A 22,948-nucleotide genomic window follows, 5' to 3' on the forward strand; every position below is an offset into this window, starting at 1 on the left:
GCCGCCATCGAAGATTTCAGACAGGATCCTCCCGCGCGCCGCATTCTCCATGATCCCGAGCGCCTTTTGCAGGACGTTTCCGACCTGAAGCGTATCCCGCTTGCTTTTGAGGCGCAGGAAACTGCGCGGGAACTTCCCCGGCGCTTTATTACCGACGATGAGATCGCGGGATTTTTTCAAAATTTTATTCACGTTACAGATAATAAGTACCGCACATACCTATACTTTCAAAAGGAAAGATCCAATCAGGAGCGCGGAAAATTCCTGAGCGAAATATTCGGCACAGGCGGAAGTTATCCGGGAATGTCCGGAACAGACGACAGCGGCGAATGGCACGACAGGAAAGGCATTGCCCTCTCCCGCGGCAGCATTGCCGCTCCGTATGACAAAGTGCTCCTCTCATGGACAAAAGCAGCGAAGTATATCGGCAGCATGATCGAGCAGGACAAATACCTCACCCCGGAAGAAAAGGCATACCTACCGGAATATGAACGCAAGGAGGCGGAACGGGAACAAAAACAGGAGGAAGCCCGCCTGCTTCGCGAAGCGGAAGAACGTATCGCAAAGCGGACGCGGGAACAGGAACGGGAAAGGCGGGAATCTGCAAGTTACGATTATTCGCTTGGCGCGGAAGTGTTCCTTCCTACCGGAACTCACACCATCCTCGGGATCACGGATGACGCAGTAACAGTCAACGATGAGAAATATCCGCTTTTGACCAAAGAGATCCCGCGCGGAGATTTTGACCGTATGCTGCGGCAGGACAGCCGCAATGATGGCCTTATGGCCGAATCGCAGGAGGCAAAAGAAAGCCCCTATGCGTATGCTGTGAATGATACGGTGTATCTCGACGGGACTGCTTTCCGAATCACACAGATCACGGACAATGAGGTACAGCTTCTCGATCCTGCGCTTTCCCCCCCTGTTTTCCGTGCAGAAAACAAAGAGACATTCCAACATCTTTTGGAGCAGGACGAGCGCAATGCCAAATATATGCCGGAGATGTCCCATCGGGCAATCACGAAAACAAATCTTGCCGAAGCCCCGGACGATGTACCGGAATCTACGCCCCCGCAAAAACAACAGGCGGAAAATTACCGTATTACAGATGACGAGCTTGGCTATGGCGGCAAAAAGGAGAAATTCAGCAGGAATATTGCCGCGATCCGTATCCTTCAGACGATTGAGAAAGAAAACCGCGCTGCCACGCCGGACGAACAGGAAGCGCTGGCGCAGTATGTGGGCTGGGGCGGGATACCGGAAGCGTTTGACGAACACAACGATTCCTGGAAAACCGAATATACAGAACTCAAAGAGCTGTTGCCCGAAGCAGAATATGAATCCGCACGCGCGTCTGTCCTGAACGCCCACTACACCTCTCCTACCGTAATACGCGCCATCTATGACTGCATTGCGGGAATGGGATTTGAAACCGGGAATATTCTGGAGCCGTCGTGCGGTACGGGAAACTTCTTCGGTATGCTGCCGGATTCCATGACAAACAGCAAGCTATATGGGATCGAGCTTGACAGTATCACCGGGCGCATCGCAAAGCAGCTTTATCCGAATGCGGAGATCACGGTACAGGGCTACGAACACACCAACCTGCCGGACAGCTTTTTTGACCTTGCCATTGGCAATGTCCCGTTTGGAAATTACCGCGTACCGGATAAGAGATACGACAAAAACAAGTTTTCCATTCATGATTACTTTTTTGCCAAAACGCTGGACAAGGTGCGCCCGGGCGGGATCATAGCCTTTGTAGTCAGCCGGTTCACGATGGACAAGAAAGACTCCTCCGTCCGCAAATATATCGCGGAGCGCGCAGATTTTCTTGGAGCTGTAAGGCTGCCGAATAACGCTTTTTCCAAAAATGCAGGAACAGAGGTCACGGCAGATATCCTGTTTCTGCAAAAGCGCGACAGGCCGCAGGTACCAGGGCCCCCGCAAAAGCCCAACGAAGTGGGTTTTGCGGGGAGGAGGAGCGTCAACGGAGCAAGCGAGTCTTTGGGCTTGCCCAAAGACGAAGAAAGCGCAGTTTGGCGCGACGAAGCGGGTTGGATACATACACAGAAAACGGAGGACGGATATTCCCTCAACGCATACTTCATAGACCACCCGGAAATGATACTCGGTATGTTATCCACCGAACATACGCAATACGGCGGAAAAGATGTAAAGTGTGTGCCGATCCCCGGCGCAGACCTCAGGAAGCAGCTGAAAGAGGCATTGTCGCATATCGACGCGCGCATCACAGACTACGACGTAGAGTTCCCGGAACAGGACGAAACGGAGTCCATCCCAGCCGATCCGAATGTGCGCAATTACAGCTATACCCTGCATGACGGAAAAATATATTTCCGGGAAAACAGCCGTATGAACCGCGTGGATGTGTCTTTGACCGCTGAAAACAGGATACGCGGCATGATCGGGATACGGGACTGTATGCGCCGCCTGATCGACGTCCAAATGGAAAACGGAACAGAGGAGGAAGTACAGCAGGAACAGCGAAAGCTCAATTCGCTGTACGACAGTTACACCAAAAAATATGGGCTGCTCAATTCACGCGGCAACAGCATGGCGTTTTCAGACGATTCGGCGTACTTCCTTATTTGCTCCCTTGAAATACTGGACGCGGACGGAAAACTAAAACGTAAAGCAGACATGTTTTCCAAACGCACCATCCGTCAGCCGGAAGCCGTTACTTCGGTGGATACCGCGCAGGAAGCCCTTACGGTATCCCTTGCCGAAAAAGCAAAGGTGGACCTTACATATATGGAGCAGCTTACCGGAATATCCGGCAGCGAGATCGTGCGGGAGCTGCGGGGAATCATCTTCCGGGATTTCGGAACGCTGATTCCCGAGGAAATGGCATGGGATTTCTTTGATCCCGAACAATTCCCGCTTGTAACAGCCGACGAATACCTGTCCGGCAACGTGCGGGCAAAACTCAGGCAGGCGCGCGGTATTTACAAGGTTTTACAGGAACACGGAGCGGAAGCGGGCTTACTGGATACTGTGCGGATACAGGTGGAAGCCCTTGAAAAAGTACAGCCGAAAGACCTGTCCGCAAGCGAGATCGACGTGCGGCTGGGCGCAACGTGGCTCCCGCCGGAACATGTCGAGGAGTTTGTTTACGCACTGCTGAAGCCGTCCCCTTACCTCAAAACCAAGATCCATGTGCGGTATTCCCCGTCCACCGCCCTTTGGAATATCTCAAATAAGAACTGGGACGATAAAAACATTGCTGTGACCAATACATACGGGACGAAGCGCGTGGGAGCATACAAGATCATCGAGGAGACGCTTAACCTGAAAGACGTGCGCGTCTTTGATAAACGCATCGCTCCGGACGGAACGGAAAGCCGTGTACTGAATGTGGAGCAGACCATGATCGCACAGCAGAAACAGCAGACGATCAAAGACGAATTTCACAAGTGGGTATGGGCGGATATAGACAGGCGGGACGCGCTTATCAGGATATATAACGAAAAGCTCAACGCCATTCGTCCCCGGGAATATGACGGGAGTCATCTGAGGTTTCCCGGCATGAACCCGGAAATCCGGCTGAAAGAACATCAACTAAACGCAGTGGCGCGGACGGTCTACGGCGGGAATACCCTGCTCGCGCACGTCGTGGGTGCTGGCAAAACCTACGAGATGACCGCCGCGGCAATGGAACTCAAACGGCTCGGGCTGTGTCAGAAGAGCCTGTTTGTCGTACCCAACCACCTGACCGGACAATGGGGCGCTGAATTTTTGCAGCTTTATCCATCGGCCAATATCCTTGTGGCAACGAAAAAAGACTTTGAAACAGCGAACCGAAAAAAGTTTTGTGCGCGTATCGCGTCCGGGGATTACGACGCGGTTATCATCGGACATTCCCAGTTTGAAAAGATACCGCTTTCGATGGGACGGCAGATCATGATGATCAAGGAACAGATTGCCGAAATCGTCGCCGGAATCGCGGAACTGAAAGAGGCAAACGGCGAACGCTTTACCATCAAGCAAATGGAAAAAAGCAAAAAACGCCTGGAAGACAAACTTGTGAGGCTCACGGATACCAGCCGGAAAGACGACGTCGTAACGTTTGAGGAATTGGGCGTGGACAGGCTGTTTGTGGACGAGGCGCATTTTTACAAGAATCTGTTTCTGTTTACTAAAATGCGCAATGTAGCGGGGCTTTCCCAAACGGAAGCGCAGAAATCCGCAGACCTCTTTGGAAAGACGCGGTATCTGGATGAGATCACCGGAGGCCGGGGAACTGTATTTGCCACGGGTACGCCGATCAGCAACAGCATGACGGAACTGTATACCATGCAGCGCTACCTCCAGTATTCATTACTTCAAAAAAATGATCTGGTACATTTTGACGCATGGGCGTCAACCTTTGGCGAGACCGTAACGGCGCTTGAACTGAAACCGGAGGGCTATACTTTAATAGGACGATAAAATTAACTGTCCTAAATTGAAAATACATAAGGAAGGAGGTTAAGAGAATGTCAAGGACTTCAAAGATTACAGCACTTTATGAGAGATTATCAAGAGATGATGACCTGAATGGCGAGAGTAATTCCATTACCAATCAGAAAAAATACCTCGAAGATTATGCCCGTAGAAATGGCTTTGAGAACATCCGCCATTTTACTGACGATGGTTTTTCGGGTGTAAATTTCAATCGCCCAGGCTTTCAGTCTTTGATAAAAGAAGTTGAAGCAGGCAATGTCGGAACATTGATTGTTAAGGATATGAGCCGATTAGGGCGAAACTATCTGCAAGTCGGATTTTATACGGAAATTCTGTTTCCGCAGAAAGATGTCCGTTTTCTTGCAATCAACAACAGCATTGACAGCAACAATGCTTCGGATAATGATTTTGCTCCGTTTTTGAATATTATGAACGAATTTTATGCCAAAGACACGAGCAATAAAATCAAGGCTGTATTTGATGCCCGAATGAAAGACGGAAAGCGTTGTAGCGGTTCAATCCCTTATGGATATAACCGATTGCCGAGCGATAAGCAGACGCTTGTTGTTGACCCTGTGGCTTCTGAGGTGGTAAAGCGTATCTTTCTGCTTGCCAATGAGGGCAAAAGTCCACGAGCCATAGCGGAAATACTGACCGAAGAAAAGGTTTTAATTCCTGCCGCATATGCAAAGGAATATCACCCAGAACAGTACAACGGGATTAAGTTTGCAGACCCTTATATTTGGGGCATATCTGCCATTAGAACGATTTTAAGCAGGCAGGAATATCTTGGACATACTGTTTTGAGAAAGTCGGTCAGCACCAATTTTAAATTGCATAAGAGAAAGACTACCGATGAAGATGAGCAGTATGTGTTTTATAACACCCACGAGCCTATCATATCGCAGGAACTTTGGGACAGTGTTCAGAAGCGAAAGAAACGAGTGAACAGAGCTGCGGCAAGAGGTACACATACCAACCGATTAAGCGGTTATCTGTACTGTGCCGACTGTGGCAGGAGAATGACTTTGCAAACGCATTATAGCAAGAAAGACGGTTCTGTTCAGTATTCTTACCGTTGCGGCGGGTATGCAAGCAGGGTTAATTCCTGTACTTCCCATACGATTAGTGCTGATAATGTTGAAGCCTTGATATTATCGGCAGTTAAACGCTTTTCAAGATTTGTTCTGAATGATGAAAAAGCCTTTGCTTTGGAACTGCAATCCCTTTGGAAAGATAAGCAAGAGGAAAAGCCGAAGCACAATCAATCGGAGTTGAAACGCTGTCAGAAACGCTATGACGAACTCTCTACGCTCATTCGTGGCTTGTATGAAAATCTTATATCGGGATTGCTACCCGAAAGACAATACAAGCAACTGATGAAGCAGTATGACGATGAACAGGCTGAATTGGAAGCGAAAATGGAAACTATGAAAAAGGAACTTTCTGAAGAAAAAGACAGCACTATGGATATTCAGCATTTTATATCGCTGATACGCAAGTACAAAAATCCTACGGAAGTTTCTGATTTGATGTTTACCGAACTCATTGACAAGATTGTGGTGTATGAAGCCGAGGGTGTGGGAAAAGCAAAGACACAAAAGGTTGATATTTACTTCAATTATGTCGGACAGGTCGATATTGCCTACACCGAGGAAGAACTTGCCGAGATAAAAGAGCAGGAAGAACAGGAAGAAAAGAAGCGATTGGAGAAACAGCGTCAGCGTGAAAAAGCCTATCGAGAGAAGCGAAAGGCAAAAAAACTTGCTGAAAACGGTGGCGAAATCGTCAAAACAAAGGTATGTCCTCATTGTGGGAAAGAGTTTACCCCTACAAGCAACCGACAGATTTTCTGTTCAAAGGATTGCTGCTATCAGGCAAGGCAGGATAAGACAAAAGCCGATAGAGAAGCGGAAAAAGGAAGTCATTATTATCGTCAGCGTGTATGTGCTGTGTGTGGCAGTACTTACTGGCCTACACACAGTCAGCAGAAATTCTGTTCCGAGGAATGTAAAAAGGTAAATCACAATAAGAAAACCTTGGAGTTTTACTACAAGAAGCAAAAGGAGAAAGAACTATGCAAAGATTTATTACAGACGAAAGAACAGGTATCCGATACGAACTCATCGGAGATTACTATTATCCCTGCCTGACAGTAGAGAAAAGTCCTCCCCTTTCAAAATATGGTCGATTGCGGCAACGATATTTGAGGGAACATAAGCGTGTGCTATATTTTAATCTGCTGACAAGCGGAAAGTTATATGAACACCTTGCCGAAATTGATACTTCGGCTCGTGATATGGCGGAATATCTGATAAAGGAAATGGCAAAGAAGCAGGGTGTAACGGAAAAACTGAAAGCAACGGATATGATGAGATGGATAGGATTGATGAATAACATTCGAACCTGTGCCGATGAGATTGTATTGAATGATATTGTGTATTCCTAACGGATACCAACCGAAGAAGAACTGCTGTCAAACCGATGGCAGTTTTTCTTTTTCGGCAAGTATTCAAGAAGTCATTAAGTCGTGAGTATAATCGAAGTGGTAGAAAAATTCGTAAAGATGTGGTACAATACTTTTGCTTGTGAGCGACAAATCGGAAGTTATGGAGGTACTTTATGAACGAAAGAGAAAAAATTATCCGATTATGGTTTGATATGTGGATTAAGAAAGCAGATTTAGGAATTGACAATATTTTTACAGATGATGTTGTATATACTGAGAGTTGGAGTCCTAAATATGAAAACCGCAAAACGGTAAAGCACTGGTTTGACGAATGGAATACACGCGGAAGTGTTCTTGTCTGGGAGATTAAGCAATTTTTTCATCAAGGCAATCAAACAATCGTGGAGTGGTATTTTAAAAGCAAAATGAATAATGGAAATGTTGAAGAATTTGACGGAATATCTTTAATTGTATGGACACAGGATAACAAAATAAAATCATTAAAAGAGTTTGGTTGCAATCTTCATAATTACAATCCATATCGAGATAGTGATATTCCCGTATTTCGAGAAGAAAAAGCAAATTGGTTTTGAGAGGACTATAAATTCCAGTTTGCCAGTATCTTAGACAGAATATGAACAACGAAAAACATCGTAGCAATACGGTGTTTTTTTGTTACCTAAAACCAACAAATTCATACATAACCACAGGTTGGTACAAATACCTTGTGTGATTTTTTGAAAGGCTTAGAACGGGGATTTTCTCCGATTTTCGCCCCTAAAAGATACACAAAAAGGTTTCAAGTATCTTTCCTGTGGTTTTTTTATTTTCAAACGGAAAGGTGGATTGATATGCCAAGAATGAGCAAGAAACGCAAACAAGAATGGGCATTGTTTCTGAATGACCGTAATCGCATTACCTACAACGAACTTTGCAGAAAATGCAGGAATGACTGTAAGCAGAGTTTCCGCTGTATCGTGGTGCTTTGCCCGAAATATTTATCGAAAAGGAGAACAAATAAAAATGATTGAAAATGAAATGACTGTCAGCGTACCTCTTGAAGTTGTCAAGGCAAGCGAAATCGAGCCGAAGGAAGTGAAATGGCTGTGGTATCCGTATATTCCGTTTGGCAAGGTTACGCTGTTGCAGGGCGATCCGGGCGATGGAAAAAGCAAGTTAATGCTGTCAATCGCCGCACTGCTCTCTAAGGGCGAACCTCTGCCTTTTACTGAAACGGAAGAAAATGAGCCTATGACTATCATCTATCAGACAACGGAAGATGATGCAGACGATACGGTAGTACCCCGATTTAACTCTGCCGGTGGGAACGGAGAAAACCTTATCTTCATCAAGGAAGATGAAAAGTCTTTATCCTTTGGAGATAACCGTATTGCTGAAGCAATCGAAAAGTATCACGCAAAACTTTTAATTCTTGACCCGATGAGTTCCTATATCGGAGAGAACTGTTCAATGAACAATGCCAACGAAACAAGGGCAGAGTTTAATCACTTGATTGCAGTTGCAAAAAATACTGGCTGTGCCATCGTGATTATCGCCCATATGAACAAGATGAGAGATATAAATCCTCTTTATCGCACCAACGGTTCGATTGATATTGCGGGTGCTGCAAGAAGTATTCTTGCAATCACACGCACACCGAACAAAGAAGCACCAGCGGAACGATATATGGTGCAAGTGAAATCTAACCTTGCCCCGACAGGCTCGGCAATTCTTTTTGAGGTGGCAGAAAAGGGAGTGGACTTTATCTCTGAAATGGAAATGACAGCAGAAGAAGCGTTCCAATCCCTCGCACCCAAAATGGGCAGACCGAACGAAAAGGAAATCAAGGCGAAAGAATTTCTTTTGGAAATGCTGAAAGACGGAGAAATGCTTTCTTCGGATTGCGAAGAAAGACTTGAAGCCGCTGGGTTCAAAAAATCGACCATCAAAAAGGCAAAGAAGAAAGCAGGAGTTATCTCCCGAAAACAAGGCTTTCTGTGGTACTGGTCTTTGCCGATGGGCGATATACCGAGAGAATAAAAGCAGGCTGTCTGATGGCGGGACAGTCTGTTTTTATGATGGAGGTATCAAAAGGAGGTCAAGGGGGAACACCCTTGCCCACGACATCTTTGCAGACGAAGTCTGAAAGTGTCATAGTGGGTTACACACATTCAGAGAATGTTGTGTAATGGCTTCGCCCTGTCTGGAAAGGAGAGAAAAATGGCAAAAACCAATAAGGCGGATATGAGTTGTGCAAGGGTAAAACAGTACACCGCTTTTGATGTGAGCAAGGCGGAAAGGCACAATGAACGCAAGAATGAAACCTATGAAAATATGAATGTGATTACGGAACGCATAGCCCTTAATGTGCATTTCAAAAAACCGACTGTCCCAACCTATATGGAGCAGTTAAAGCAGATGGAAACAGACGGGTTAGTATCGCTTCGTGGACTGAGGAAAGACGCTACCCTTTTCAATGAGATTGTGATTGATGTGAATACGATGTACTTCGAGCGTAACGGTGGTTATGAATATGCAAAGCAGTTTTATGAAGAAGCCTATCATTTCATCGAAGAAAAATTCGGTGCTGATAATGTTATATCGGCAGTAATGCACGCTGATGAAATCAATGTAGCCGCAACCGAGGAACTGGGAAAAGAGGTTTACCATTATCATCTTCACGCAATGGTTCTGCCTGTTGTGGAGAAAGAAATCTTATGGAGTAAGCGTTGTAAAAACCCCGAACTGCGAGGAACGGTCAAGGAAGTGGTTAATCAGATAAGCCATTCAAAGAAATGGAAATCGGATATTCCAATGACCGATGAAAAAGGAAATCCATTGTTAAAGAAGAACGGCAAGCCGATGTTTCGAGCTTCGTACAGCATACTGCAAGATGAACTGTTTAATTATATGACGGAACGAGGGTTCAAAGGCTTTCAGCGTGGCGAATACGGAAGTACAGCAGAGCATTTAACTTCCCTGCAATATCAAATCCAACAGGACAAAGAACGATTGGAGAAGTTGCAGAAGCGTATTCAAAAGGAACAGGTTAAATATGAGCCTGCCCGTCATATCTCAAAGACCTTAAACGAGATTGACGGTATGGGACAGAAAACCTTTACGGGCAAGATGGCAATATCCAAAGAGGACTACTCACAACTGACTGCCCTTGCAAAAGAGGGAATTACCAGTCGTGCGGAAATCAATAAGTTGGAGCAGAGTGCAAATTATTACCGACAGAAATATTTTGACAGTGCAAACGCATTGGAGAGAATGAAAACCAAATACAACGAACTGAAAGAAAAGTGCAGACCTTTTCTTCAAGCGTTGGAGCATTTCCCCGAAGTTGCTAAACTTTTTACCGAAAAAGTGAAGCAACTTTTTTCTTTTAAGGAAGCACAGGAACGAGCCGAAAAAGAAGCAAGGGAAAAAGAACGACAGGAGCGTATCAAGGCTCGAAGAAACAAGCGTGGTATGGAAAGATAACCATTTCCATTATACTCACGACTTAATGACTTCTTGATATATTGAAAATCTGCGGTTACTGGGTGCTCTAATGTGAATGCCCAGCAATCAAATTTTATGAAAGAGAGGAACTGACTATATGAAAGAACAGAAATATTCTTATTCACAGCGAATTGGAAAGACAACATTCATCGTAAATGTAAAGCAGTCCGAAAGTGCCAAAAAGCCTTTGAATACGGTGTTTCAAGACATCTGCAAGCACGAGGTTTTGGGCGATTTCTTTACGGACAAATCATTTAATTTAGAAAATCCACAAAAAGTATCTTGACAAACTCGACCCCGAAGGAACGGGATACAGGCTGCGCACACGGTTCGCCCGCTTTTATAATCTGCCGGAACTGCTTGCCATGTTCAAGGAGTGCGCGGATATACGGACGGCGGACACATTGGATTTGCCTGTTCCGGAAGCAAACTATCATACGGTAGTGACAAAGCCAAGCGACTTTCAAAAAGAGATGGTAGCGGAATTTGCGGATCGTGCCGATGTGGTGCGGAGCGGAAAAATGGATCCGACAATAGACAATATGCTGAAAATAACCAACGACGGGCGCAAACTCGCGCTTGACCAACGCATCCTGAACTCTATGCTGGAGGACGATCCGCAAAGCAAAATAAATGCCTGCGTGGAAAATATCTTAAAAGTGTACCGGGACACAGCGGATCAAAAAGGAACGCAGCTTGTGTTTTCCGATCTTTCCACGCCGCAGGGAGCTTTGGAACTGACCAAAGACGAAAACGGCGTATATTCCCTGCCGAACGGCTTTTCCAATGTCTACGAAGATATACGGGTAAAGCTTCTGAACAAAGGCATACCGCGCGATGAGATCGCCTTTATTCACGAGGCGAATACGGACGCGAAAAAAATTGACCTGTTTTCCAAAGTGCGGAGCGGAAAGGTGCGTATCCTCATGGGATCGACTTCTAAAATGGGCGCCGGGACCAACGTACAGGACAGGCTTGCGGCGCTCCATCATGTCGATGTGCCGTGGCGCCCCGCTGACATCGAGCAGCGCGAAGGGCGCGCGATCCGGCAGGGAAACAACAACGAATCCGTAGATATTTTCCGGTATGTGACGGAGAATACGTTCGACGCATATATGTGGCAGACCATAGAAAGCAAACAGAAGTATATTGGGCAGATCATGACTTCAAAGGCTCCTGTCCGCTCATGCGAGGACGTGGACGAGGCCGCCCTTTCCTATGCGGAGGTCAAAATGCTCGCAACGGGCAATCCCTACATCAAAGAGAAAATGGACCTCGACATCGCCGTATCGAGGCTGCGGCTGCTGCAATCGGATTATTTGAGCCGAAAGTATGAACTCGAGGACAAAGTGGCCAAACATTACCCTGTGATGATCGAACATACGAAAGAAACGGTTCGGGGGCTTAAGGCGGATATGGATCTGCTCAGGCAGCATCAGAGCGAGGACTTCCCCGGTATGGAGATCGAGGGCGTACTGTTCAAGGAAAGAGCGGCGGCAGGCGCGGCAATCGTGGAACTCTGTAAACGGGCAAAAGATTCAAACGAACGGGAGATCGGGACGTATAAGGGATTCAAAATGCTGCTTTCGTTTGATACATTTGACCGTCATTTCAAGCTGAACTGCAAAGGAACGATGTCCCATGTCACAGAGCTTGGAGCGGACGCGCTTGGGAACATGACGCGGATCGAGAATACCCTGAAAGGCGTCGCGGACAGAGCCGAGGCCAACGAGGAAAAATTGCAGGAGCTTCGGCGGCAGATGGAAAACGCGAAAGAAGAGATCGGGAGGCCGTTTAAGCAGGAACAGGAACTCAAAGAGAAAACGGAGCGCCTCACGGCGGTAAACGCACTGCTTAATCTCGGTGATGCGACGCCCGAAGCGGTGGACACGACGCCGGAGGAAACGCAGGAAAAGACACAGGAAATACAACGATAGATGGAGGAAGCGATATGGGAATACCAAAACAGGTACATCCTGTAACACGGGAGCAGATCGAGGCGGCGAAACGTCCCGATCTGTTTTCGTATTTGAGTCAATATGAACCGGACGAATTGGTACGGGTATCTGGGAATATCTACTGCACCCGGACGCACGACAGCCTGAAAATCTCCAACGGAAAATGGTTTTGGTGGTCGCGCGGGATCGGCGGCAGAAGCGCGCTGGATTACCTCATCAAAGTACGCGGCATGGGATTCATACAGGCAGTGGAACATCTATGTGATAAAGACAAATATCTTGCCCCGATGCCCAGATATACAAGCCGGCCTAAACCAAAGCCGCCTTTCATTCTTCCGGAGAGGAATATAAATAACGACCGGGTGATGCGTTATCTCACTGCACGCGGTATTTCCCCTGCCCTGCTTCGTGTTTGTATGGAAAAAGGAACGGTTTATGAGGAACGGAAGTATGGAAATTGTTGTTTCGTCGGATACGACGATATGGGTACGGCACGGTATGCCATGCTGCGGAGCAGCGATCCTGCTTCGACATTTATGCGGGAAGTAGAGGGAAGCAATAAGGAATATTCGTTCCGCATCCCGTTCCCGTCTGGAAACGATACGGTATATGTTTGTGAAAGCGCCATCGACTTGCTGTCTTTCTCAACACTGCGCATGATGAAAGGCATAGACATAAGGCAGGAACATTATCTCTCTTTGTCCGGCGTTTATCAGCCAAAAGAAGTGATACAGGAAACGCCGCTTCCTGCCGCCCTTGCCCGTTTTCTCAAAGAAAACGGAAATATCCGCAATATTTCCCTGCGGCTGGACAGCGACCTTGTAGGGCAAAGAGCGGCGCACACCATACAGATATTGCTGGAAAACAGCGGATATACCGTAACGTACGATCCGCCGGAATGTGGAAAGGATTATAACGATATGCTGATGAAAAGCAAAGGATTATCTAAAATCCGTACAAGGCAGTCAAATCATGGTGTAAGGGAGGCAGCCAGATGAAGCAGCCATATAAGGTAACAATAACCGAAACATTGTCCATGACAGTAGAGGTAGCGGCCGCAAACAGACGGGAAGCCGAACAGTTCGTATCGGATCAATGGTATAGGGGGGAATACATTTTGGATGCAGATCATTTTACAGGTGTTGAATTTCACGGGCAAAGAGCACATAAAAAGTTGTCGCGGGAGGATGCAAGATGAAAAATAAGGTATTTGCGTATGTTTGTGCCCCGTTTGAAAAGGACGGTTTCCCGGTACGGGAAACACAGGAATATTCACAGTCTTTGTTTCGGTTGGGGTATCTCCCCATCTGTCCAAATGTAATGTTCGCAGGATTTCTGTCGAATACGGTTCCGAGTCAAAAACAGGCGCGGCAGGATATGTCGCTGGAGGTGCTGCGGCGCTGCAGGATACTGGTCGTGTGCGGAAACAATATCACGGAAGAAATGACACAGGAGATATTGCTTGCAGAACGGCTCGGGATCGTGACCGTGACTTTTGACGGGCTTAAAGAAGTATCTGAATATACCGGATCCAAAACACCGCGCGGATAGATGTTTTCTTTTCGGCAGGGATCGGGACAGCGCGTCTGCGCTGTCCTACCAAGCACTGAATCATGATAGCATTCGCCATCATGATTCGCTTGTAAGGGGAGGCCCTTATACCCCATTGCTAAACAGATATGATATAATGAGAAAAAAGGAGCAGCGCTATGGATCAATACAATGAAACCGTACATCTATGGAAAAAATATCATATAAAAACAGAGGCAGATATTGACCTTCGGCTTGATTCGTTCCGTATTCTGTTTGCATACAATTCCGGTAAGATAGAGAATCAGGAAATTACTTATCACGACACGCGGGAGATCTTTGAAAATGGACGGATCATAAATTTTACGGGAAATCCCCGCGCTATTTTTGAACAAAAAAACCAAAAGCTCTGTTATGATTTTCTGAAGCCAAAACTCATTGCCCGGGAACCAATCACGATTGAACTCATCAAAGAGATCCATGCGATCCTGACAGGTGGAACGTATGACGAAAAGCGGTATATTGAAAAAGGAGAACGTCCGGGTGAATTTAAGAAGCATGATTATGTAACTGGAATTGAAGAAGTCGGTTCTCTTCCTCAGGACGTGTATCAAGATATGAGAGAAATGTTGCAGGTGATACACGAGTTTGAGGACAAAGATGTACTGAAAGTAGCGACTTATCTCCATGTACGGTTTGAGTATATCCATCCATTCGCGGACGGAAATGGGCGCGTAGGGAGGGCGCTGATGAATTATTACCTGATGACGCACGATCATCCTCCTATTATCGTTTATGATGAGGACAAAAAGGAATACTATTCGGCGCTCGAACAATATGACCGTTCACAGGAATATGCCGCAATGTATGGGTTTCTGAAAAAAGAAACGGTTCGTACTTGGGAAAAGACTTTAGAGCGTGAACGGAGGAGAAAGGAATTAGAACAGTAATAAAACTGAATCAGTTAGAAAAAGCAGTCATAGAATGGCTGCTTTTTTGTTGCAGAAAATAAGGAGGTGGATCACTACGCTGAAACGAAACATACAAGTAATTTTCCGCGTTAACGAAACGGAATGCAGAATGTTGAAACAAAATGCCGCAAAATCCAAATTTTCTCAGGCGGCGTATCTCCGTTCTCTCATTATGGGATATGTGCCCCGGGAGCCGCCGTCCGCAGATTTCTATACTATGACAAAGGAACTGCGCGCCATTGGAAACCGTATGAATCAGATCGCCGCCCGTGCCAATGCAACGGGCTTTTTTCTTGCCGAAGAATACGCGGAAAATGCCAATCGGCTTTTTAACAGCATCGTCAAAATACGCGAAGCGGTCGTACTCCCGGACAAAATGACGTAATGGCAGCAACGGCAATTTGGGATATCCGCGGCAGGCTCGACCATGTGCTCGGCTATGCGGAGAACCCGGAAAAAACGAAAAATCCGGATTGGGGCAAAACAAACAGCGCAGATATGACAGACGTAATGGAGGAAGCTATGCGGCAGGCGCAGGCGCGCGGACTTGCGGACGTGATCGAATACGCGACAGAAGACGCTAAAACGGAGCAGCAATATTTTGTATCAAGTATCAACTGCGCCAAGCAAACCGCCCGGAAGGAGATGATACTCACCAAAAAACAATGGAAAAAGGAAGATGGGATCGCCGCATACCACGGTTACCAGAGTTTCGCGCCGGGAGAGGTAACGTCGGAGCTTGCGCACAAAATAGGCGTGGAGCTTGCGCGGCGGCTATGGGGCGATAGGTTTGAAGTTATTGTGGCGACACATCTCAATGCCAGGTGTATCCATAATCATTTTGTGCTCAATTCCGTGTCGTTCAAGGACGGGAAACGGTATTACGACAATAAGGCGAGCTATGCGCTCATGCGGCGGACATCGGATGAACTTTGCCGGGAATACTCCCTTTCCGTCATCCAGCCCAAATATGCAGGCCGGAAACATTATATGGAATGGAAAGCGGAGCAGGAAGGCAGGCCGACATGGAGAAGCGCGGTCCGCAGGGATGTGGACAAGGCTGTCATGGCGGCAATGAGCTTCCCCGCTTTCCTCCGTGCCCTGCGGGATATGGGGTATGAGGTCAAAACAGGCGTGAAACACATGGCGGTGCGTCCTCCCGGCAAAGAACGTTTTGTGCGGCTCCGCAGCTTAGGACAGCAATATACGGAAGAAGCGATCCGCGCGCGCATCCTGCGCCAGCAAAAACAAGAATACGCCCCGGCAAAGCAAACGATCCCCCGCAGACGGTACCTCGGCCTCTTTGTTCTTTCCCACCGCATCACATGGCGGGGCCTCCGCGCCCTGTATTATTACTATCTCCACAAACTGCGGCAGGCTCCCCATGTTCCGAGTGCTCCATACCTCCTGCGGGAGGATCTGCGGCAGATAGATAAACTGTCCGGTCATGCAAAATTTTTAAACAGATACAAGCTCGAAACCGTTTCGAGCCTTGAGGCACATAAAGCGCGGCGGCAGAAAGACATTACCGCCTTATTGTCCGAACGGACGGACATCAGGAACGAACGGCGGCGCACAAACACCACGCCGGAACGCGACAAAGAATTATCCGGCAGGCTGCGGGAGATCGCTTCCCTGCTCGGGCAATACAGAAAGGAGGTGCGGCTATGCGGTGAGATCCCCGCACGGGCAGACCGCTTGCGGGAAACCATAGAAAAGATCCATGCAGAACGCAAAAAGGAGATGATAAAGCATGAACCATTCAGGAGACGCGGCGGATCAGGTCGTGAACATGACGGTACGCGGCGTTGAAGTAGCGGCAAATATCGCGGGAAAGGCGGCGCTTTCCCTTGCAGCGTTCCTCATCGCGGCCTCAAAGAGTCAAAAACGCACCAGAGGGCGGACGCGGATGCGTGCGTTCAACGGAAAGCCGACCAAGGTATTCGTTATCAGGAGCGAAGATATGAAGGTCTTTGCAGAGGAAGCCCGGAAATACGGCGTGTTGTATGCGGCGGTCATCAACAGAAAACAGCCGGACGGCCTCGTTGACGTTGTGGTCAACGCAAACGACGCGGCAAAGGTCAACCGGATCGCAGAACGGTTCGCCTTATCCACCGTAGAGGTAGACAAAATACGGGAAGATATTCTGGAAAAGCGCAAAGCGCAGGAAAACGCTCCGGCAGAGGAACGTGAAACGCCGCCGCAGGATACGCATACCATCGACAACGATACGCTCGATGAAATGTTGGAAGGCTCCCCAAAAGAACAGGGACAAAAACAGCCGGAGGAAGTATCACAGGAAAACCCTACGATGGCGGGGGCGGAGAAACAGAGAACGGAAAACTCAAGTCCGTCCGCGCCTATCTCCGAGAACAAAGACAATACCGCAGCGGAGGATATTGAGCGGAAACCGTCCGTCCGCAGTCAAATAAAGGAGCTGCGCGAAGAGCGCAAAGCAAAGGTTCAGGCGGAAAAACAGCCGCAGAAAGCAATTCTCCGGCAGACCGCCCACAGGCAGCCGAAACGAAAGAGAAAATCCAAAGGAAAAGCGAGGTAAAACGAATGGAAAATTTTGACGAATTGCTGGAAAAGCAAGAACAGCAGTATTCCAAAGAGGAATATGCCGCATACAAACAGCAGGAACGGGATGAACTGCACCAGACCGTAGAAGATATGACGGAGCGGGTATTCTCCGATCCAAAACAGTTAGGCGAGTATCTGGAAATGCAGGCGCGGCTCGGAAAAACATCGGTAGGCAATACCCTCCTTGCGATGGCGCAAAATCCCAAAGCTACATATATCCTGACCGCGGAGGAATGGGCGGAACGGGAACGAGGAATACGAAAAGGACAAGGGCGCAGCGCCATCAAGCAATTCAAGCAGGATAAGGAATATGAGCGTGAGGACGGAACAATGGCGATGGGATACAAGGTGGAGCGGTGTTTTGACGTATCCCAAACGTATGGACGGAAAGTACCGGAACGCGCGACCAAGTCCATGCCAATCAAATCCAAACTCAAAGCCCTTATGACAGGTACGCCCGTTCCGGTACGGCTGTCTGATTCTTTAGATCAAAATGCAGGAGCCGTCTATTCGGAAGAAAACAAGGCGGTGGAAGTGGCACGCGGCCTTGATGGGAACAAACTCTTTTTCTGTATCGCGCGGGAGCTTGCCCGTGCGGAACATAATCTCGCCCCATTTTCATGCGGCTGTGCCGCAGCAGTTACTTGTAAACGGTTTGGAGTCTCCGCGCCCCTGCCGGATCAGATACCGCAGGAATATGCGCAGCTTGAAACACAGGACAAACGGCTTGCGATGAGCCAGATCCATAAAGCGGCAAACGATACGATTGACCGCATAGACCGCACCCTGTATGCAGAACTACGCAGGCAAAAAGAACAGCCCGCGAGGTGAGCGTATGGAAAAACGGCTGATCGAGGTAGACGAATATGAACGCAGGCTTATCATAGCTTCCCTGAACGACACACGGAACGAACTCATGGCACAAGGACGCGATACGGGATTTGTGGACGATACCCTTTTGACCGTCATCGACGCTCCTGCAAAAAAACAGAAGAAAAAAACGGAGGCGCATAGATAATGATACAGTGTATTGAATCGCTCGGAAGGGCGGAAAAAGAGCAATCCGGAGATAACGACGATGAACCCGAATGAATCCCGGAATACGCGCCTGATTCTGATTGGGATCGGATGCGCTTTTGTCGTATGGGCGGCTGTTATAGCCGCCCCTTTTTTATCCAACGGATTGATCGGGATCATAAGAGGACTTGCGGCAGGAATGGCGCATCCGTTCCGCGTGGCATGGTGCGATGATACGCCCCGCGCAATCCTCATTTTCCTGCTCATTTACGGGTTGTGTATCGGCATTTTCCTGTCTACACGGCGCAATTACCGCAGGGGTGAGGAACACGGTTCCGCAAAGCTGGGGGACGCCCGCTTATTGTCCAAAAAATATGCGGATAAAACTTTTGCGGACAATATTATTCTCACACAAAATGCGCGGATCGGACTTGACGGACGCAGGCACAGGCGCAATCTCAATGTGCTCGTGGTCGGCGGCAGCGGAGCCGGTAAAACACGGTTCTATGCCAAGCCGAACATCATGCAGGGAAACACGTCTTTCGTAGTGCTGGACTGCAAGGGAGAAATTTTGCGGGATACCGGAAAGCTGCTTGAACAGCAGGGATATATTATCCGTGTTCTGGATTTCATCAATATGGAGAAAAGCCACGGGTATAACCCGTTTGCCTACCTCCGCGACGAGAAAGACGTGCTGAAGCTGGTAAACAATCTGATCCGCAATACTACGCCTAAAGGCTCCAATTCCAACGATCCCTTTTGGGAACGCGCGGAGACCGCTTTGCTGGAAGCGCTGATCCTCTATCTCAGAAACGAAGCCCCGCCCGAAGAGCAAAATTTCCCGATGGTGATGGAAATGCTCGCGGCAGCGGAAGTGCGGGAGGAAGATGAGGAATATGCAAGCGTTCTGGATGAACTCTTTGAACGCCTTGCAATGCGCGATCCCGACCACCTTGCCGTCAAGCAGTACCATATTTTCAAAATGGCGGCGGGCAAGACTGCCAAATCTATATTGGTATCGCTGGGCGTCCGTCTGGAAAAATTCAATATCCCGCAGATCGCGTCCCTCGTGACGCATGACGAGCTTGACCTACCCTCTGTCGGCAAGAGAAAGACCGCGCTGTTCGCGCTTATACCGGACAATGACAGCAGTTTAAATTTTATCATTGGCATGATGTATACGCAGCTTTTTCAGGAACTGTTTTATCTCGCGGACAGAGAGCACGGCGGGCAGCTTCCCGTCCATGTGCATTGCATGATGGACGAATTTGCGAATGTTGCCCTACCCGATGAGTTTGACAAGCTGCTTGCGACCATGCGCTCGCGCGAGGTATCCGTGTCGATCATCCTGCAAAACATCGCGCAGCTCAAAGCCCTGTTTGAAAAGCAATGGGAATCTATCATCGGAAATTGCGACGAATTTTTGTTTTTGGGCGGAAACGAACGTGCGACACGTTCCTAACTGAAAAGGTTAGGCACAAGGTCAATGTTAATAATTTCAGAGATTGAAAGGAGCTTTGAAAAACAGACTTGGAGAACTAATAACTCAATGGGTGGAATGAAGGAGTAACGCCCTGAAACGCTCGCCTAATACTCCGACTGGCGGTATCAACTGCAATTACGATGCGGTCAGAGGCTCGGTGAAGTCGGCAGAGAGTGATCGTAAATTGGCTTGCCAAGACGAAAGCTGTCCAGAGGTGGATGGTATCACCTATATGCCGGGGTTCTATAAAATGCCCACGGTGAGAATGTTGCTTGGCGGCAACTGACGAACTTGCGAATGTACGGGTCTAAATGCCGAATAAGTCGAAAGGCTTTACAGTTTCATTACTGGTATGTGTGGTGGAGTAAGAATGTTCGTTATGAAACACCATACGCCGTTATAGGCGGCGTCCTGCATACAGGCTCATAGCAAGCACCTAAAGGTATATGCAAAGATTGAGTTATTGGAACGTGGTAAGCAACCTAACGCGGAGGACTATTGCAGTCTGTTGACACGGTGGCGGCGAAGAATAATAAGCGCCTTTAATGGTTGTGAAAGTGGTGGCACAGTACCGATGAAGTTATGGAAATATGATGGAGGGATAGCCACCAGTCGGAAATGATTCAATCAATCATTTTCGATGGAACGCCGTGTGCGGTGAAAGCCGCATGCACGGTGTGAAGCGGGGGAAAATCTGGAGATGACTTCAAAGGATTACCTATCGTTATAAAGCACGCACAAATATGTTTCGGAACTGCTCGGCAAAGCAACGATAGATACCAATACCTACGGCAAGAGTACAGGCCACAGCGGGAACTATTCCACGAACTACCAACTGACCGGGCGCGAGCTATATACCCCGGATGAGGTGCGTATGCTCGACAACCGCTACGCCCTGTTGTTTGTCCGTGGGGAACGTGCGGTACGCGACGAGAAATATGATATCCTGCGCCACCCATTTCTTGCCCTTACGGCGGATGGCGGCGCGCCGCCTTACCTGCATGGAACAGCGCCAAACGCAATGGAGGCGGAGCAGATCCTGCTTGACGGAGAACAGGAAGATTACGAGGTAGTGTCTGAAGAAGAAATACAGGAATGGCTGGAGGAACAAAACAAGGAGGAATCTGAACGTGAGGAAAATACAAAAGAAACAAAAAACACAGTTAAAGGCAATCAGACCGCCTAAAATAGTACAAGTATTATACTGTGCCTTTATTGTGCAGGCAATGATCGTATCATTTACAACCGCTGCATACGCGGCGGACGATCCACTTGCTGTAGTAAACAATCTTTCCACTTTTATCTTTGGATTGATCCGGGCAGTTGGAATGATCCTGCTCGGCTGGGGGATCGTGCAGGTTGGGCTTTCCCTGAAGAGCCACGATCCGTCGCAGCGCGCCAATGGATTTCTGACGCTTGCGGGCGGTATCATCATCACATTTTCCAAAGAAATACTCGATCTGATTACAGGAGGCTGAAAACGATGTTTGAACTGGACTATCCCCATACGGAAGAGATGCGGATCCACTCGCTAAACGGTGAAATGCGGGAAGCGACTTTGCTGGCAAAGGTCGGAGATAACGATTACATAGCCGAATACAACGGGAAAAAATGCCATGCCATATATAACCCTTTCCGGGGGTGTTTTTATGTGGACGATAAATACAGCGTCATCAAAGAAAAACAACATAAGAGGAACGAGCCGTGCAGATGACGGGAAGGAGGCGTCTGATTGAATAGCGGTAACTGGATCATAGACAACCTTTCCAACGCCCTTTCCACATGGAACGCAAAACTGGCGGAAATATGGAACCTGCTCACGCAATCCCCGGAAACGTTCAAAGGCGGCGGGATATGGGAGATCATTGTAAACATAAACGGGGCGCTGCAAGCCGTAGGCTATGCCCTGCTCGTTCTGTTCTTCCTGATCGGCGTGGTCAAGACATGCGGGAGCTTTGTGGAGATCAAGCGCCCGGAAGTGGCGCTTAAAATGTTCGTCCGCTTTGTCCTCGCAAAGGCAGCGATCACCTACGGGCTGGAACTGATGATGGCGCTGTTCCGTATCGTTCAGGGCGTAATCTCTACTGTAATGGATACGGCGGGCGTCGGCGGCGCAATGCAGGCTGTTACCCTGCCGCCCGAGATGGACGCGGCTGTACGCGACCTGCCGTTTTTAGACAGTATTCCCGTATGGCTCGTGTCATTGATCGGCGGTCTTATTATTACGGTATTGTCGTTTATTATGATCATGTCTGTATACGGGCGTTTTTTTAAGCTCTACATGTATACGGCGATTGCTCCGATCCCACTCGCCGGATTTGCAGGCGAACCCACGGCAAGCATTGGCAGGAGCTTCATCAAGTCCTACGCGGCGGTATGCCTTGAGGGAGCGGTCATTGTACTCGCCTGCATTATTTTTTCCGTGTTCGCCGCGTCCCCGCCTGTGGTCATAGAGGGAGCAAGCCCCACCACAATGGTATGGACATATATGGGAGAGCTGATCTTCAACTTATTGGTGCTGGTCGGTTCGGTCAAGATGGCGGATCGGGTGATTCGTGAAATGATGTTTGGAGGGTAAAACAGAGAATTTAGAAATCAAAACATATCTTGAAGGGAGAATACAATATGATGAATCCAGATGATACAGAAATCCAGAACAGGATATTCAAACAAGCAAAATTATTTGGAAAGGAAGTGCTTTTTACCGATCAGAGAGTGGATAAACACAGCGTACCGGAGGGGCTTTACTGCTATGATATCCGGCACAGCGATCATTCTTTTTCCCGGCCTGCGACCATAGAGCCGTTTGTATTGGTGAATTGGTACGGGACGATCCTGTCCAGAACACCATTGGAGTTTACCGGGGACGATCCGTATCTTCCTCTTCGCAAGGGAGATTTACGGATCGGGCGAAAAAAGATACCGCTTGGTCAATGGATGGAGCATACTCCCGCCAAAAGGCGAAATGAACCGGAACGGTAAA

21 protein-coding genes and 3 pseudogenes are annotated in these 22,948 nt (G+C 48.1%); all 24 read left to right on the forward strand.

All coding sequences use genetic code 11. From position 1 onward, the window contains the following. Window positions 1-1,092 precede the first annotated feature (1,092 nt). A pseudogene (locus B1H56_RS15165) lies at window positions 1,093-4,452 on the forward strand (DEAD/DEAH box helicase family protein); the annotation flags it as partial. A 47-nt stretch (window positions 4,453-4,499) separates the two neighbouring features. Next, the gene (locus B1H56_RS08960) at window positions 4,500-6,620 is read left to right on the forward strand and encodes a recombinase family protein (RefSeq protein ID WP_055173296.1); all 2,121 of its coding nucleotides are present in this window, start codon (window positions 4,500-4,502) and stop codon (window positions 6,618-6,620) included. After that, a complete protein-coding gene (locus B1H56_RS08965; RefSeq protein ID WP_066522516.1) occupies window positions 6,545-6,916 on the forward strand; it encodes a TnpV protein in 372 nt (123 codons plus the stop codon). The genes B1H56_RS08960 and B1H56_RS08965 overlap by 76 nt, the downstream gene beginning before the upstream one ends. A 173-nt stretch (window positions 6,917-7,089) precedes the next feature. Continuing rightward, on the forward strand, window positions 7,090-7,509 hold the full coding sequence (locus B1H56_RS08970; RefSeq protein WP_003864537.1) for a nuclear transport factor 2 family protein: 420 nt from the start codon (window positions 7,090-7,092) through the stop codon (window positions 7,507-7,509). Between the two features lie 258 nt (window positions 7,510-7,767). Continuing rightward, on the forward strand, window positions 7,768-7,947 hold the full coding sequence (locus B1H56_RS14855) for a hypothetical protein (protein ID WP_226845240.1): 180 nt from the start codon (window positions 7,768-7,770) through the stop codon (window positions 7,945-7,947). Continuing rightward, window positions 7,934-8,956, forward strand: a complete 1,023-nt coding sequence (locus B1H56_RS08975) for an AAA family ATPase (protein WP_407920135.1) — start codon at window positions 7,934-7,936, stop codon at window positions 8,954-8,956. The genes B1H56_RS14855 and B1H56_RS08975 overlap by 14 nt, the downstream gene beginning before the upstream one ends. A gap of 180 nt (window positions 8,957-9,136) precedes the next feature. After that, window positions 9,137-10,402 carry a plasmid recombination protein gene (locus tag B1H56_RS08980; RefSeq protein ID WP_066522518.1) on the forward strand — a complete coding sequence of 422 codons (1,266 nt, stop codon included), beginning with the start codon at window positions 9,137-9,139 and terminating at the stop codon, window positions 10,400-10,402. A gap of 118 nt (window positions 10,403-10,520) precedes the next feature. Then, entirely contained in the window at window positions 10,521-10,709 is a 189-nt protein-coding gene (locus B1H56_RS08985) for a transposase (protein ID WP_055173307.1), read from the forward strand. Window positions 10,710-10,788: 79 nt separating this feature from the next. Beyond that, window positions 10,789-12,360, forward strand: coding sequence for a helicase-related protein (locus B1H56_RS08990; RefSeq protein ID WP_066522524.1), 1,572 nt, complete (start codon window positions 10,789-10,791; stop codon window positions 12,358-12,360). 14 nt (window positions 12,361-12,374) lie between these two features. After that, window positions 12,375-13,379 carry a DUF3991 and TOPRIM domain-containing protein gene (locus B1H56_RS08995; RefSeq protein ID WP_066522527.1) on the forward strand — a complete coding sequence of 335 codons (1,005 nt, stop codon included), beginning with the start codon at window positions 12,375-12,377 and terminating at the stop codon, window positions 13,377-13,379. Further along, entirely contained in the window at window positions 13,376-13,579 is a 204-nt protein-coding gene (locus B1H56_RS09000; RefSeq protein ID WP_066522530.1) for a DpnD/PcfM family protein, read from the forward strand. The genes B1H56_RS08995 and B1H56_RS09000 overlap by 4 nt, the downstream gene beginning before the upstream one ends. Next, a complete protein-coding gene (locus tag B1H56_RS09005) occupies window positions 13,576-13,932 on the forward strand; it encodes a DUF7768 domain-containing protein (protein ID WP_066522532.1) in 357 nt (118 codons plus the stop codon). Before B1H56_RS09000 ends, B1H56_RS09005 begins: the two co-directional genes overlap by 4 nt. Before the next feature lie 158 nt (window positions 13,933-14,090). Continuing rightward, on the forward strand, window positions 14,091-14,861 hold the full coding sequence (locus tag B1H56_RS09010; RefSeq protein ID WP_066522534.1) for a Fic family protein: 771 nt from the start codon (window positions 14,091-14,093) through the stop codon (window positions 14,859-14,861). A 34-nt stretch (window positions 14,862-14,895) separates the two neighbouring features. Continuing rightward, window positions 14,896-15,267 carry a plasmid mobilization protein gene (locus tag B1H56_RS15170; protein ID WP_066739679.1) on the forward strand — a complete coding sequence of 124 codons (372 nt, stop codon included), beginning with the start codon at window positions 14,896-14,898 and terminating at the stop codon, window positions 15,265-15,267. Continuing rightward, the gene (locus B1H56_RS09020) at window positions 15,267-16,694 is read left to right on the forward strand and encodes a relaxase/mobilization nuclease domain-containing protein (protein ID WP_066522539.1); all 1,428 of its coding nucleotides are present in this window, start codon (window positions 15,267-15,269) and stop codon (window positions 16,692-16,694) included. The genes B1H56_RS15170 and B1H56_RS09020 overlap by 1 nt, the downstream gene beginning before the upstream one ends. Further along, window positions 16,636-17,439 (forward strand): PcfB family protein, encoded by an 804-nt coding sequence (locus tag B1H56_RS09025; protein WP_066522540.1) that lies wholly within the window; start codon window positions 16,636-16,638, stop codon window positions 17,437-17,439. The genes B1H56_RS09020 and B1H56_RS09025 overlap by 59 nt, the downstream gene beginning before the upstream one ends. Before the next feature lie 5 nt (window positions 17,440-17,444). Next, entirely contained in the window at window positions 17,445-18,296 is an 852-nt protein-coding gene (locus B1H56_RS09030) for a hypothetical protein (protein WP_066522541.1), read from the forward strand. 4 nt (window positions 18,297-18,300) lie between these two features. Beyond that, window positions 18,301-18,483: a hypothetical protein gene (locus B1H56_RS09035; protein WP_066739682.1), complete on the forward strand. Its 183-nt coding sequence runs from the start codon at window positions 18,301-18,303 to the stop codon at window positions 18,481-18,483. 60 nt (window positions 18,484-18,543) lie between these two features. Continuing rightward, a pseudogene (locus tag B1H56_RS09040) lies at window positions 18,544-19,935 on the forward strand (VirD4-like conjugal transfer protein, CD1115 family); the annotation flags it as partial. Window positions 19,936-20,695: 760 nt separating this feature from the next. Continuing rightward, window positions 20,696-21,151, forward strand: a pseudogene (locus tag B1H56_RS09050) (type IV secretory system conjugative DNA transfer family protein); the annotation flags it as partial. Between the two features lie 40 nt (window positions 21,152-21,191). Further along, window positions 21,192-21,443, forward strand: a complete 252-nt coding sequence (locus B1H56_RS09055) for a glutamyl-tRNA amidotransferase (protein ID WP_121418993.1) — start codon at window positions 21,192-21,194, stop codon at window positions 21,441-21,443. 5 nt (window positions 21,444-21,448) lie between these two features. After that, window positions 21,449-21,679 (forward strand): hypothetical protein, encoded by a 231-nt coding sequence (locus tag B1H56_RS09060; RefSeq protein ID WP_066522547.1) that lies wholly within the window; start codon window positions 21,449-21,451, stop codon window positions 21,677-21,679. A gap of 18 nt (window positions 21,680-21,697) precedes the next feature. Then, complete coding sequence (locus tag B1H56_RS09065) at window positions 21,698-22,543, forward strand: VirB6/TrbL-like conjugal transfer protein, CD1112 family (RefSeq protein ID WP_046442545.1); 846 nt, start codon at window positions 21,698-21,700, stop codon at window positions 22,541-22,543. Between the two features lie 47 nt (window positions 22,544-22,590). Then, window positions 22,591-22,947 (forward strand): LPD28 domain-containing protein, encoded by a 357-nt coding sequence (locus B1H56_RS09070; RefSeq protein ID WP_066522548.1) that lies wholly within the window; start codon window positions 22,591-22,593, stop codon window positions 22,945-22,947. The last annotated feature ends 1 nt before the right edge of the window (window position 22,948 follow it).

It is taken from the genome of Christensenella minuta (genome assembly GCF_003628755.1).
Taxonomy (GTDB): domain Bacteria; phylum Bacillota; class Clostridia; order Christensenellales; family Christensenellaceae; genus Christensenella; species Christensenella minuta.

Coding starts and splice junctions, on each gene's coding strand:
- B1H56_RS09025 (WP_066522540.1), top strand. CDS start 16,636: ATGAACCATTCAGGAGACGCGGCGGATCAGGTCGTGAACATGACGGTA.
- B1H56_RS08960 (WP_055173296.1), top strand. CDS start 4,500: ATGTCAAGGACTTCAAAGATTACAGCACTTTATGAGAGATTATCAAGA.
- B1H56_RS09000 (WP_066522530.1), top strand. CDS start 13,376: ATGAAGCAGCCATATAAGGTAACAATAACCGAAACATTGTCCATGACA.
- B1H56_RS09020 (WP_066522539.1), top strand. CDS start 15,267: ATGGCAGCAACGGCAATTTGGGATATCCGCGGCAGGCTCGACCATGTG.
- B1H56_RS08995 (WP_066522527.1), top strand. CDS start 12,375: ATGGGAATACCAAAACAGGTACATCCTGTAACACGGGAGCAGATCGAG.
- B1H56_RS09035 (WP_066739682.1), top strand. CDS start 18,301: ATGGAAAAACGGCTGATCGAGGTAGACGAATATGAACGCAGGCTTATC.
- B1H56_RS09005 (WP_066522532.1), top strand. CDS start 13,576: ATGAAAAATAAGGTATTTGCGTATGTTTGTGCCCCGTTTGAAAAGGAC.
- B1H56_RS09055 (WP_121418993.1), top strand. CDS start 21,192: ATGATCGTATCATTTACAACCGCTGCATACGCGGCGGACGATCCACTT.
- B1H56_RS09070 (WP_066522548.1), top strand. CDS start 22,591: ATGATGAATCCAGATGATACAGAAATCCAGAACAGGATATTCAAACAA.
- B1H56_RS09060 (WP_066522547.1), top strand. CDS start 21,449: ATGTTTGAACTGGACTATCCCCATACGGAAGAGATGCGGATCCACTCG.
- B1H56_RS08980 (WP_066522518.1), top strand. CDS start 9,137: ATGGCAAAAACCAATAAGGCGGATATGAGTTGTGCAAGGGTAAAACAG.
- B1H56_RS08965 (WP_066522516.1), top strand. CDS start 6,545: ATGCAAAGATTTATTACAGACGAAAGAACAGGTATCCGATACGAACTC.
- B1H56_RS09010 (WP_066522534.1), top strand. CDS start 14,091: ATGGATCAATACAATGAAACCGTACATCTATGGAAAAAATATCATATA.
- B1H56_RS09030 (WP_066522541.1), top strand. CDS start 17,445: ATGGAAAATTTTGACGAATTGCTGGAAAAGCAAGAACAGCAGTATTCC.
- B1H56_RS08990 (WP_066522524.1), top strand. CDS start 10,789: ATGTTCAAGGAGTGCGCGGATATACGGACGGCGGACACATTGGATTTG.
- B1H56_RS08970 (WP_003864537.1), top strand. CDS start 7,090: ATGAACGAAAGAGAAAAAATTATCCGATTATGGTTTGATATGTGGATT.
- B1H56_RS14855 (WP_226845240.1), top strand. CDS start 7,768: ATGCCAAGAATGAGCAAGAAACGCAAACAAGAATGGGCATTGTTTCTG.
- B1H56_RS08985 (WP_055173307.1), top strand. CDS start 10,521: ATGAAAGAACAGAAATATTCTTATTCACAGCGAATTGGAAAGACAACA.
- B1H56_RS15170 (WP_066739679.1), top strand. CDS start 14,896: ATGGCTGCTTTTTTGTTGCAGAAAATAAGGAGGTGGATCACTACGCTG.